This window comes from Chitinophaga alhagiae, from assembly GCF_003568665.1.
Classification (GTDB): domain Bacteria; phylum Bacteroidota; class Bacteroidia; order Chitinophagales; family Chitinophagaceae; genus Chitinophaga; species Chitinophaga alhagiae.
On sequence record NZ_QXMH01000001.1, the window covers coordinates 303,775 to 316,147 of the forward strand.

Annotated in this window: 12 protein-coding genes; 3 read left to right on the forward strand and 9 right to left on the reverse strand. The window is 54.5% G+C overall.

Features of this window, described 5'->3' with window-relative positions; all coding sequences use genetic code 11:
- The first annotated feature begins 85 nt into the window (after positions 1-85).
- Genes glmS through D3A97_RS01215 form a run of 3 tightly spaced genes read left to right on the forward strand, consistent with a single transcriptional unit; the run spans position 86 to position 4,699 of the window.
- Positions 86-1,924, forward strand: a complete 1,839-nt coding sequence (glmS, locus tag D3A97_RS01205) for a glutamine--fructose-6-phosphate transaminase (isomerizing) (RefSeq protein ID WP_119075857.1) — start codon at positions 86-88, stop codon at positions 1,922-1,924.
- A gap of 7 nt (positions 1,925-1,931) precedes the next feature.
- Complete coding sequence (locus D3A97_RS01210; protein ID WP_119075860.1) at positions 1,932-4,133, forward strand: DUF4954 family protein; 2,202 nt, start codon at positions 1,932-1,934, stop codon at positions 4,131-4,133.
- A complete protein-coding gene (locus tag D3A97_RS01215) occupies positions 4,130-4,699 on the forward strand; it encodes a DNA-3-methyladenine glycosylase I (RefSeq protein ID WP_119078368.1) in 570 nt (189 codons plus the stop codon). The genes D3A97_RS01210 and D3A97_RS01215 overlap by 4 nt, the downstream gene beginning before the upstream one ends.
- 2 nt (positions 4,700-4,701) lie before the next feature.
- Here the strand turns inward: D3A97_RS01215 and D3A97_RS01220 are convergent, their stop codons facing one another.
- The 9 genes from D3A97_RS01220 to D3A97_RS01260 form a co-directional block, all read right to left on the reverse strand.
- Positions 4,702-5,148 (reverse strand): septal ring lytic transglycosylase RlpA family protein, encoded by a 447-nt coding sequence (locus tag D3A97_RS01220; RefSeq protein WP_119075862.1) that lies wholly within the window; start codon positions 5,146-5,148, stop codon positions 4,702-4,704.
- 87 nt (positions 5,149-5,235) lie between these two features.
- Positions 5,236-6,279 carry a cytochrome-c peroxidase gene (locus tag D3A97_RS01225; protein ID WP_232825812.1) on the reverse strand — a complete coding sequence of 348 codons (1,044 nt, stop codon included), beginning with the start codon at positions 6,277-6,279 and terminating at the stop codon, positions 5,236-5,238.
- Positions 6,276-7,016: an MbnP family protein gene (locus D3A97_RS01230; protein ID WP_119075867.1), complete on the reverse strand. Its 741-nt coding sequence runs from the start codon at positions 7,014-7,016 to the stop codon at positions 6,276-6,278. Before D3A97_RS01230 ends, D3A97_RS01225 begins: the two co-directional genes overlap by 4 nt.
- 374 nt (positions 7,017-7,390) lie before the next feature.
- Entirely contained in the window at positions 7,391-8,641 is a 1,251-nt protein-coding gene (gene fucP / locus D3A97_RS01235; RefSeq protein WP_119075870.1) for an L-fucose:H+ symporter permease, read from the reverse strand.
- A gap of 54 nt (positions 8,642-8,695) precedes the next feature.
- Positions 8,696-9,478, reverse strand: a complete 783-nt coding sequence (locus tag D3A97_RS01240; protein WP_119075872.1) for an L-fucose dehydrogenase — start codon at positions 9,476-9,478, stop codon at positions 8,696-8,698.
- Positions 9,479-9,491: 13 nt separating this feature from the next.
- Positions 9,492-10,316: an amidohydrolase family protein gene (locus D3A97_RS01245; protein ID WP_119075875.1), complete on the reverse strand. Its 825-nt coding sequence runs from the start codon at positions 10,314-10,316 to the stop codon at positions 9,492-9,494.
- 107 nt (positions 10,317-10,423) lie between these two features.
- The gene (locus D3A97_RS01250; protein ID WP_119075877.1) at positions 10,424-10,753 is read right to left on the reverse strand and encodes an L-rhamnose mutarotase; all 330 of its coding nucleotides are present in this window, start codon (positions 10,751-10,753) and stop codon (positions 10,424-10,426) included.
- A gap of 6 nt (positions 10,754-10,759) precedes the next feature.
- The gene (locus tag D3A97_RS01255; protein ID WP_119075879.1) at positions 10,760-11,614 is read right to left on the reverse strand and encodes a fumarylacetoacetate hydrolase family protein; all 855 of its coding nucleotides are present in this window, start codon (positions 11,612-11,614) and stop codon (positions 10,760-10,762) included.
- An 8-nt stretch (positions 11,615-11,622) separates the two neighbouring features.
- Complete coding sequence (locus D3A97_RS01260; RefSeq protein ID WP_119075881.1) at positions 11,623-12,372, reverse strand: hypothetical protein; 750 nt, start codon at positions 12,370-12,372, stop codon at positions 11,623-11,625.
- Between the last annotated feature and the right edge of the window lies 1 nt (position 12,373).

A 12,373-nucleotide genomic window follows, 5' to 3' on the forward strand; every position in this document is an offset into this window, starting at 1 on the left:
TTTTTTTATTTACTGCAATTCCTTTCCGTGCTAAAATTTTTACTGCATATTGCGGGGATAATTCATCAAAACCTGATATACAACTATGTGTGGAATTGTAGCCTACATTGGTCACCGGGAAGCATACCCGGTAGTATTAAAAGGTCTGAAAAGACTGGAGTACCGGGGATACGACAGCACAGGCGTTGCCTTACTGAACGGAGGAAGCCTGAAAGTATACAAGAAGAAAGGTAAGGTAGCAGAGCTGGAAGACCATGTGCTCGGAAAAGAGCTGAAAAGCCATATTGCCATTGGCCATACCCGCTGGGCCACCCATGGCGAGCCGAATGACCGCAACGCCCACCCGCAGCTTTCAGGAGACGGCAAGCTGGCCATGGTACACAACGGCATTATCGAGAACTATGCGCAGCTGAAGCAGGAACTGTTGAACAAGGGGCATGCCTTCACCAGCGATACCGATACGGAAGTGCTGGTGCATTTCATACAGGAAATAAAAAGCAGCAACCAGTGCAGCACGGAAGAAGCCGTGCGCATTGCGCTCAAAAGAGTAGTGGGCGCCTACGTGATCGTGATCGTGGACGAAGACGATCCCTCCACCCTCATTGCCGCGCGCAAAGGCAGCCCGCTTGTGATAGGCGTGGGCAAAGGCGAGCACTTCCTGGCCTCGGACGCTTCTCCCATTGTAGAGTACACCAAAGAGGTAGTGTATGTGAACGATTACGAGATCGCCATTCTCCGCGCGGACGAGCTGATACTGAAAAACATTGCCAACGAGATACAAACGCCCTACATCCAGAAGCTGGACATTGAGCTGGCCGCCATTGAAAAAGGCGGGTACGATCATTTCATGCTGAAAGAAATTTTCGAGCAGCCGCAAACCATCTTTGACAGCCTGCGCGGCCGCCTGGACGCCAGGAACGGGCAGCTCACGCTGGGCGGCCTGCGGGAGCATCTTGACATGCTGACCAACGCCAACCGCATCATCATAGTGGCCTGCGGCACCAGCTGGCACGCCGGCCTGGTGGCGGAATACATGATAGAAGAACTGTGCCGCATACCGGTAGAAGTAGAGTACGCCTCGGAGTTCCGGTACCGAAACCCCGTGGTGGGCAAGGGCGATGTGATCATTGCCGTATCCCAGTCAGGCGAAACGGCAGACACCCTGGTGGCCATGGAAAGCGCCAAAGAAAAAGGCGCCATCATATTGGGCGTGTGCAACGTGGTAGGTTCTTCCATAGCCCGCCTCTCTAACGGCGGCGTGTATACGCACGCCGGCCCTGAAATAGGCGTGGCCAGCACCAAGGCGTTTACCGCGCAGCTGGCCGTACTGGCCCTTATCGGCCTCAGGATAGCCCAGGCCAAAGGCACCATTACGCCGCAGCGTTTCCAGCATTTGCTGGACGAGCTGGAGAGCGTGTCTGAAAAAGTGGCCGCCGCGCTGGAGCTGAACGATGCCGTGAAAAAGATCGCGGACAAGTATAAAGACGCGCACGATTTCCTCTACCTGGGCCGCGGCTACAACTTTCCCATTGCCCTGGAAGGCGCGCTGAAGCTGAAAGAAATTTCCTACATTCATGCAGAAGGCTACCCCGCCGCCGAAATGAAACACGGCCCTATTGCGCTGGTAGACGAAAACCTGCCGGTAGTGTTCGTGGCCACCAAAGACAGCTACTACGAAAAAATAGTGTCTAACATCCAGGAAATAAAAGCCCGCAAAGGCAAGGTGATAGCCGTTACCACGGAAGGAGACCAGGTAATACCCGGTATGGCGGACGATGTAATAGTAGTACCCGAAGCAGATGAGCTGGTGGCCCCGCTCATTTCCGTGATACCTCTCCAATTACTGGCTTATCATATCGGCGTGGCCAAAGGGTATGATGTAGACAAACCCCGCAATCTTGCAAAGTCCGTAACCGTAGAATAATACGCTTATGAACAGGATAGAAAAAAAACCGCTCAGCCAGCTGGGCTACCAGTTCATTGAACCCGCTTACCTGCCGCAGGGCAAGAACGAATATTACCTGCGCGACCAGCAGCGCGGCCGCGAAACCGTTCACCGCAAGCTGAAAGCGTGGGAAATAGAAACACTGGTGCGGAACGATAATACGTCAGATGACTGGAACAATATTTTCGTAGACAACGAATTTGATCCCAACCTGGTGCAGCACTGCCACTTCTACGGCATGGTGCGCATTGGCAAGCTGGAACCGTTCTACCTGGAGTTCCACAACCTGCGCCTGCCCGTGGGCCTGTACAACAGCACCATTGCCTCCTGCGACTTTGGGGACAACGTAGTGGTACACAACGTGAACTTCCTCTCCCATTACATCATCGGCAACGAAGTGATCATTGCCAACGTGAACGAAATGGGCGTAACGGACCATGCCAAGTTCGGCAACGGCATTGTGAAAGAAGGCGAGCCGGAAAACGTGCGCATATGGCTGGAACTGTGTAACGAGAACGGCGGCAGAAGCGTAATGCCGTTTGACGGCATGCTGCCTGGCGATGCATGGCTGTGGACGCGCAACCGCCACGATACCGTGCTGATGGAACGCTTCAAGGCATTCACGGAAAAGCAGTTCGATAAAAAGCGGGGCTACTACGGCATGGTGGGAGACCGCACGGTGATCAAGAACTGCAAGATCATCAAAGACGTGACCATTGGCTCCGATGCCTACCTCAAAGGCGCCAACAAACTGAAGAACCTTACCATCAACAGCGAGCCGGGCGCCCACTCCCAGATAGGAGAAGGCTGCGAGCTGGTGAACGGCATCATTGGCCTGGGCTGCCGCGTGTTCTACGGTGTAAAGGCCGTACGTTTTGTGATGGCCTCCCACTCCCAGCTCAAATACGGCGCGCGCCTCATTAACTCGTACCTCGGCAACAACGCCACCATTTCCTGCTGCGAAGTACTGAACTCCCTCATATTTCCCGCGCACGAGCAGCACCATAACAACTCGTTCCTCTGCGCCGCGCTGGTAATGGGGCAAAGCAACATGGCCGCCGGCGCTACCATCGGCTCCAATCACAACTCCCGCGGGGCGGACGGTGAGATCATTGCCGGCAGGGGCTTCTGGCCCGGGCTGTGCGTAAGCCTCAAACACAATTCCCGCTTTGCCAGCTTCACCCTCATTGCCAAAGGCAACTACATGAGCGAGCTGGACATTCCCTTCCCATTCAGCCTGGTAGTGAACGATGAGCATGACAACATGCTGCGGGTAATGCCGGGCTACTGGTTCATGCACAACATGTACGCTTTGGCCCGCAACGCCTGGAAGTATGTAGACCGGGACAAACGTACGGATAAGACCCAGCTGATAGAATATGATTACCTGGCGCCTGATTCGGCGGAAGAACTGCTGCACTCCCTGGAGCTGATGGAATATGCCGTAGGCAAAACCTTCCACGGCCAGAAAGACAAAGCGGGCAAAAAAGCCCTGCAGCAAAAAGGCAAACAAATGCTGCTGGAAGAAAACGCCAAAGTGGGGCGCGCGGAAATACTGGTAGAAGGCATAGAGAACTCTTCCCGCAAAGCGCAGTTGCTGAAGGTGCATAAAGCATATCCCCTCTTCCGCGAACTGGTGAACCTCTACGCCATGCGCAACCTGGTAAAGCTGGCCGCCGGTTTTAACATCACCTCCTTCAAAACCCTGCAGGCCGTTTGCAAAACCAGCCGGCGCACCGCATGGTACAACGCCGGCGGGCAACTGGTAAAGGCAGATGCATTGGACGACCTGAAAAACCGCATCCGCAAAGGAAAAATAACCGGCTGGCCGGAGCTGCACGAAGCCTACCGCCAGTTAGGCGCCGTATATGAGCAAGACAAGCTGCACCACGCCCTGGCCTGCCTGCTGCACCTGCACCAGGTCAGCGCCGGAGAACTGACCCCGGCCCTGCTTAAAAAATACCTGGAACAGTCTGTTCATACCTTGAGCAGCATCACGGAAAGCATTTACCACTCCCGCGAAAAAGATTACCTCAACCCCTTCCGCCGCATGGCATATGAAAATGAAGCGGAAATGGACACCGTAGTAGGCAAGCTGGAAGACAACAGCTTTATACAACAGACCCAGGCAGACCTGAAGGCCTATAAAAAACAGGTGAAAGAGATCATCAGGCAGTGGGCGCTATGAAAGAGGAAAAGATACGCTGCGGCTGGAGCGTAAAAGACCAGTTGTACAAAGACTACCACGATCATGAGTGGGGCATTCCCAGCCACGACGATGCCCACTTGTTTGAAATGCTGAACCTGGAAGGCGCGCAGGCCGGCCTGAGCTGGTACACCGTGCTCACCAAACGCGAAAATTACCGCAGGGCTTTCGATAACTGGGATGCGCAAAAGATCTCGAAGTATACGGAGAAAAAGATAGAGAAACTGCTGCAAGACCCCGGCATTATCCGCAACCAGCTAAAGGTGCGCGCCGTGGTGTCTAACGCAAAGGCCTTCCTGGCCGTGCAAAAGGAGTTTGGCAGCTTTGACCGTTACATCTGGCAATTTGTTGACCATCAGCCCATCATCAATCACTTCAAAAGCCTGGGCGAAGTACCCGCCAAAACGCCCGTATCAGACGCCATGAGCAAAGACCTGCTGAAACGCGGGTTCAAGTTTGTTGGCTCTACGATCTGTTACGCGTACATGCAGGCCACCGGTATGGTGAACGATCATGTGATGAGTTGTTTTACACGGAAGAAAAAGTAACCCTAGTTGGCGGCGGCCAGCTCCAGGTCAAGCATAGGCAGGCTGTTCATGAACGCGCCAGATACCACTTCCACCTTTACCCGGGTAAGCCCCCAGTGAATGAAGCCCAGCTTTTTGGCCGCGGCCTGCGTAAGGTCTACAATGCGGCGGTTGGCATGATGCAGGCGGTCTGTTACTTTTACCACTACCCAGCGGTGGTTGCGCAGGTTGGTCACTTTTATGAGCGTGCCCAGGGGCAGGGAGTTATGCGCGGCCGTCATGGCGGTATTATCAAATATTTCACCACTGGCCGTTTGCCTGCCATGGAACTTCTGCGCATAATAGCTGGCAACACCCGTAGAAGGCGATTTGGCCCTCTGCTGTGCCAGTACCGGCGCAGTGCCCAGGGCCAGTACCGTCAGCACCGCCACTACACACTTTACAACATTATTTAATACCTTTATTTTCATGACGCCTGGAATTGGCAAATTTCCTGCCAGAAAGCGTTAATAAAAGCCCTCAAAAATGTTAATGAAACCCAACTTCCTTATTAACAATTAGTTATCGATCAATATTTCAGACAGCGCCTTACTGTTGATAAACGTATGGTCGGTTAACGTATTCAGAAAAAAGTACAATTCACGTTTTTCCGATACGGAAAGCGGGATGCCGTTCCTGACCAGGGGATCTATGGTGGGGGTTTGCTCTATCCCTTCGGCATAGTGGTCAAACACGTTGAATATGTCGTAAAAGCGGCCGTCGTGCATGTACGGCGGGCTCTTCAGGATGTTACGCAGGGAGGGCACCTTGAACTTCAGGTAATCTCCGGTACTGTTGGTAATGCGCATCCTTCCCGCATCGTGCAGGTAGGGGTTGTAGGGCAGCCCGTTGTTGCGGTATGAGCCGTCCGTGAACAGGGGCTCCTTGTGGCAGGCCGCGCATTTTTCCTGAAAAACGCGGTAGCCGTTGGCTTCTTCCGGCGTAAACTGCGCGCCGGGGAGCTTGCGCATCACGCTGTCATATTTCGAGTGGAAGGAGTTCATGGTGGCCATGAACTGCGCCAGTGCCCTGAACAGCCGCTGGCTGTTGATCTCCCCTTCCCCGAAGGCGTCATTGAACATGGCGCGGTATTGCTGGTCCGCGTTCAGGCGGCTGATGAGGCGGCCCAGGTCTTCCCCCATTTCATTCGGGTCTGTAATGGGCGTCAGCGGCTGTACTTCCAGGTGGTTCACCCCACCGTCCCACATAAAATCTTTCTGCCAGATGAGGTTGAACAGGCCGGGCACGGAGCGGAAGCCCGTGTTGTTATCGATGCCGTGGCTCAGCGGGTGGTCAAAATGCGCAAAGGCCGCAAACTGCTGGTGGCAGAAGCCGCAGGAAATAGTACTGTCGCGCGAGAGGCGCGGGTCATAAAAGAGGCGGCGGCCCAGGGCAACGCCCTGCACGGTGAGCGGGTTCTGGCTCATATCATACACCGGCGCCGGAAAATCTGCCGGCAGCTCCAGCGTATACGGCTGTGGCCCCGGCCTTACGGAGGCGGTTTTCCTGCAACTCCAGATCAGCAGGAACAGGCAGCCCATATAGATCGCGTAACGTATCACAGGTCGGTCACACTCGTAATGCGGAACATATTGCTATAGTTCTCCGATATTTTCCAGGCGTCTTCTCCCGGCACATGGATGGTAGCGGTTTGCGCAAACTGCACCTGGTTGGGCAGGCTGAACCAGGTATACAGGTCTGCCTTGATGGTTACATCAGGCTTGCGGTCTGCCGCCACCGTGAGGCTGATGGGGCTTACCAGGCTGATGCGCCGCACCGCGTTGTACTCCCCCCTGAACCCGCCGATGTGAAAGGTCAGCGCCTGCCCCGCCGCTGCGGATGCGGGAGACGTGCCTTCCATCTTCGCCATGATGTACCCGCTGTTCCAGCTCCAGAACATGCCGTTTACAGGGTCCAAAGCGCCTGTTTGCGCCCCGCTTACATTGCGGACGCTGTCTACCCCCAGCAGAAAGGAAAAAGCCCTGTATTCGCCCCGCGGGGCCATTACCTGCAGGGTCCTGGAAGCCGGCTTGCTTTCATCTACCAGGAAGTAGGTGTCAGCCAGCTTCACTTCGCTGTTGTCCATCCGTACCAGGGTGATGTTGCTGATGTAATACCTGAAGGCGCTCACGGTAAAGGCCTCTCCCGCCGCATTGGTATAGCTGGCCGTATTAAGGGTGAGCGCGGCCCCGTTCACCACGTTGGTGAAGGTAAGCTGGAGGGTGCCCTGCTCCTGCTTTTCCTTTTTACAGGCCATCAATAGCATGAAGAAAATGTACAGGAGGGCTTTTGGTTTCATATGCGGAGGTTTCTGTTGTGAAAGGTACAAAAAAGGCGGCACCTCCCCTGCTATTTCGTCCTTTCCGGGCGGCAGCGGTATGGCAACAGCCGGGTGGACTTTTGAACATTTTACTGATAAACAATGCTTTACATACAGATAAGGCATAGATAAGTTACCTCTATATAGGGGTGAGATATGGATGGGATATCCTTGGGACATGGGTATGATATGGGTAAGATATCCTATCTCAAACCCGCCAGCAGCAAGGCTTTTGGCCTTGTCCTGAAATAGGTTTGCACCTTTGGTTAGAAAATCCTGATAAAGGTTTGCAGGGTCCAAAAAAAATCCCGGCAGCCGCCAGGCTACCGGGACTATGTACAATCAATGAATGTTTACCTGATCCGGTATCCCCGCCAGCCGTAAAAGAACACAATTACGAAGCAGATAAGGGGCACTATGAAAGAGAACGCGGTAGACTGTGTTTCCGCCACCGTGCCCATTACGTAGGGCACCAGCGCGCCGCCCACAATGGCCATGATCTGGTAGGAAGAACCTTCTTTGGTATGATCTCCCAGGCCTTTCACCGCCAGTGCAAAAATAGTGGGGAACATGATGGACATGAAGAAGAAGATGGCCATCAGCCCGTATACGGACACGGCCCCCTGGCCGGACATTACCAGCGCGCACAGCGCGGTATTGATCAGCGCGTATACGGCGAGCAGCGTATTGGGCGCAATTTTGCGCATGAGCGCCGTGCCCACAAAACGCCCTATGGTAAAGAGGCCCAGGGCTACGCCCAGCATGGCGGAGCCTTTGGCGCTGGTAGCCCCTTCCCAGTATTCCGTTACATAGTTGATGAAGAGCGCGCCAACGCCCACCTGGGCGGCCACATAAAAGAACTGCGCCACTACGCCCCATACAAAGTGGCGGTGGGCAAACAGCCCTTTACCCGCGCCGCTCTTTGCGGCGGCGCCTTCTTCCGCGACGGAGATCTCCGGCAGGCGGGTGCGGTAAAAAAGGAACGCTATGAACAGCACAATTGCCGCCATCACGATGTATACAAGTTGTACGGATGAAAGATCAGCACTGCCGCCGGCGCCTTCTCCCGCTCCGCCAAAAAACAATTGAGAGGCGATCAGCGGGCCCAGGAAAGAGCCCAGCCCGTTGAAGCACTGGGACAGGTTGAGGCGGAACTCCGAGCGGGATTTGTCTCCCAGCACCGTCACGTAAGGGTTGGCCGCGGTTTCGAGGAAGGTAAGCCCGGAAGCCAGTACGAACAAGGCCAGCAGGAAAAAATTGAAGTTGGCGAAATGGGCCGAAGGGTAGAACAGCGCCGCCCCGGCCGCGTACAGCAGCAATCCGAAAATGATGCCTGACTTGTAGCTGTACTTCTTCATGAAGTACCCCGCCGGCAGCGCCATAATGAAATAGGCGCCGAAGTAGGCGGCCTGCAGCAGGGTGGAACGGGCCTTGTCTATAGACAGCGCTTCCTGGAAGTGTTTGTTCAGCACGTCCAGCAGCCCGTAAGCCAGGCCCCACATAAAGAACAGGCTGGTTACAAGAATGAAGGGAAATAAATACTTCTGACCGTTTTGTGTACCGGTGGGTGTATAACTGGTTGTGGAAACTGCGCCCCCTGCCATATACAATTGCGTTTAGAGTGAATAATTATCAGTGGAATTTTAATGCGCGCTGTATTAACTGATGGAACGGTCGAGGTGCGTATACCCACCGTCTACATACACGATTTGCCCGGTAGTATGCGCGGAAAGGCCGCTGAGCAGGAAAACCGTCATGCCCGCAATTTCATCTGCCGTGGTCATGCGCTGTTCCAGCGGAATTTTGGACACGATGGACTTCAGTTTTTCCTGCGGGTTGGGCAGTGAGTTGATCCAGGTCTCGTACAAGGGCGTCCACACTTCCGCGGGTATCACCGTATTCACACGTACGGCATACGGCAGCAGCTCCACGGCCCATTCACGGGTGAGCGCATTGATAGCGCCTTTGGAAGCGGCATAACCGGAGGTGTTGCCCTGCCCGGTGGCGGCCACTTTGGAGCCGATGTTCACAATGTTGCCTTTCACTGCTTTCAGGTAAGGCAAGGCATAGTGGGCCAGGTTGTAATAATGGGAAAGATTGTTCTGCAGGGACGCCATGAATTTTTCAGGGCTGCCGTTTTCCAGGCCCACCCCGTCATTGGCGCCGGCGTTGTTGATGAGGCCGTCTATTCTGCCGTATTCTTTCACGGTAAGGTCTATCACCTTCTTGCAATCTTCCACGTTGCCCAGTTCCGCCTGTATGCCAAACGCCTTGCCGCCTGCCTGGCGGATGGCCGCCACGGCTTTTTCATTGTCTGCCTCCTTGCGGCCGGCAATAACGGCTATGCCGCCTTCTGCCGCTACCAGTTTTGCCACCGCTTCCCCAATGCCTTTGGCGCCGCCGGTAACGATCACCACTTTGTCCTGTAATCCGAGATCCATTTTGATGTATTGTTTAAATTAATTTATAAAATGCTGCCGCATTGCCGCCCATGATCTGCGCCTGTTCTGCCGCGGAAAGAGTGGCAATGTAATCCGTCACGATCTGCTTCACCTGCGGGTAAGACGCCGCCATCAGGCATACCGGCCAGTCTGACCCGAACATCAGGCGGCCGGGGCCAAAGGCTTCGAGCGCTACGTTGAGGAAAGGAATAAAATCCTCCTGCTGCCAGTTTTGCAGGTCTGCCTCCGTTACCATGCCGCTCAATTTGCAATGCACGTGAGGCATGGCGCCCAGCGCGCGGATGTGTTGCTCCCAGCCTTTCAGCTCCCCTGTTTCAAAATCCGGTTTGGCCAGATGGTCTACCACAAAGCGCTGCTCCGGGAACTTTTTTGCAAAAGCTACGGCAGCGGGCAACTGGTGCGGGTAAATGAGTATATCGTACGCCAGGTCAAACTGCTTCAACGCGGCAATGCCCCGGCCAAAATCTTCGCGCAGCAAAAATTCCTTGTCGGGTTCGCCTTGCACAATATGCCTGACACCCTTCAGCAGGGGATATTGGGAGAAATGCGCGAGGCGCTCCGTTACGTTGGGGCTGCGCAGGTCTACCCAGCCTACCACGCCTTTGATGAAATCATCTTCCGCCGCCAGTTGCAGCAGGAAATCGGTTTCCGCTTCGCTCTGGTCTGCCTGAACGGCCACGCAGCCGTTTACGCCGTTGGCTTCCAGCACAGGCGCAAGATCTGCGGGCAAAAAGTTTCTACGGATGCTGTTATCCGTCATCCAGGTATCCCGTGCGGGATCAAATATCCAGAAATGCTGGTGGGAGTCTATGATCATAAAAAAAGTTCAGTTTCTCACCGGTGCGCGCCCATGCAGGAAGCACCAGCTGATATGCATAACCTGTCCTGTCATCTGCCGTTCAGTTCTTCCCGGCATGCGCCCTGTCACAAAGCAAATATCTGGTGCATCAATACCCACTTCTCACCTGGTTTGGCTGTGGGGATGGCCTGCTGGAACGTCCACATGTACGCTTCCCATTTCTGCACAATGGGACTGGCCGCGTCCATGGCTTCCTTGCGCTCAAAGGTGAACGTATCGTCCACTTCCATGATCATGAACAGGCGGTTTCCGGTGCGGTAAATATCCATCACGGTAATGCCCGCATCGATGATGCTCTGGTGGATCTCCGGCCAGATGCCGCGGTGTATCTTTTCGTATTCCGCAATTACGGCCGGGTCGTCTTTAAGATCGAGCGTGTAACAATATCTTTTCATGGTGAACTATTTTTTCCAGGCCACTGCCGTTTGTTTGGAAGCGCCCAGCCCGTCAATACCCAGCTCCACCACATCGCCCGCTTTCAGGAACACCTGCGGGTTGAGGCCCAGGCCTACGCCTGCGGGCGTACCGGTAGAAATCACATCGCCCGGCAGCAGGGTCATGAACTGGCTGAGATAAGATACAATGAAGGGGATGTTGAAGATGAGGTTGGAAGTATTGCCGTCCTGGTACTTTTTACCATTCACCGTGAGCCAGAGGCGGAGGTTGTTCACATCGGCGATCTCATCTTTCGTAACCAGCCAGGGGCCCAGCGGCGCAAATGTATCGTTGCTTTTTCCCTTTACCCACTGGCCGCCTCTTTCCAGCTGGAACTCGCGTTCGCTGTAGTCGTTATGCAGGCAGTAGCCGGCCACATAGTTCATCGCATCTTTTTCCTCCACATAGCTCGTTCTTTTACCGATCACCACGGCCAGTTCCACCTCCCAGTCTGTTTTAACGCTGTTGCGGGGGATCACCAGGTCATCGTTCGGGCCCACCAGGGAGGAAGTGGACTTGAAGAACACAATCGGCTCTTTCGGGATGGCGGCGCCGGTCTCTTTGGCGTGGTCCGCATAGTTGAGGCCGATGCAAATGATCTTGGAAGGCCGCTGAACGGGAGCGCCCAACCGGGTGCCCTCCGGTACCTGCGGGCATTTGCCCTCATTAGCCGCCCACCATGCGGCAAAACGGCTGAGGCCGTCTGCTTCAAAAAAACGCTCGCCAAAATCTTCCCCGAAAGCGGAAGCGTCAAACATACCTGCCGCTGTTACTACACCCGGTTTTTCTTCTCCCGGTAATCCGAACCTGATCAGTTTCATATCTTTTGTTATTTTATTACTGTTTGCAATGTTTTATAGCCTAAACGGCCATTTACTACTTTTACCTGGTAAAATTCTTCCAGCTCGCCGTTCACCTCCACGCCTACTATCGCTTCATCATCCGCCAGCGCCTGTATGTAAGGCTTTGCGCCATCGGGCACCGGCATTTCCAGCGTGCGCTCCACGCCCGCAAACTTCATGTACACATTCGTTACATTCTTGCTGCTGCCCGGTTTCAGGGCAACTATGAAGTCTTCCAGGATGAGGCCCGACTGGATGTTCTTTTCATACCGGGTGAGCTTGGGTTGCTGGCGGATCACGTCTCCCAGGCCCATTACCTTTTCCATGTACCGGTAGATCTTCTGCGGCGGAGAAGGCACCCACAACACCTTCAGGCGCTTCCCGTCTTGCGAGGCATGGTAATACCGGGTATCTCGGTTGGGTTTGATAAAACCGATCCACACGGAATTAGGCTCGTCCCAAAAAACGCGGTAGATGGCCGTATCCGGAAAATCCTTCACCAGCGGCAGATCTTTGTACGTTCTTTCATACCGCATGGTATCTATTGTGAAATGGAAGGTAACGATGGAAGTATCTTTATCCCTGTCTTGTATCACTACCTGCATGGTACCGGCAGGCTGGGCCGGCCGCAGTTGCGCTTCATCCGTGGCATTTTGTTCTTCGCCGTTCTTCTGCCCGCCGCTGTTGCAGGCGGCAACAGCCAGCAGCAGGGCCATGGCGGCATATATTAATTTCATC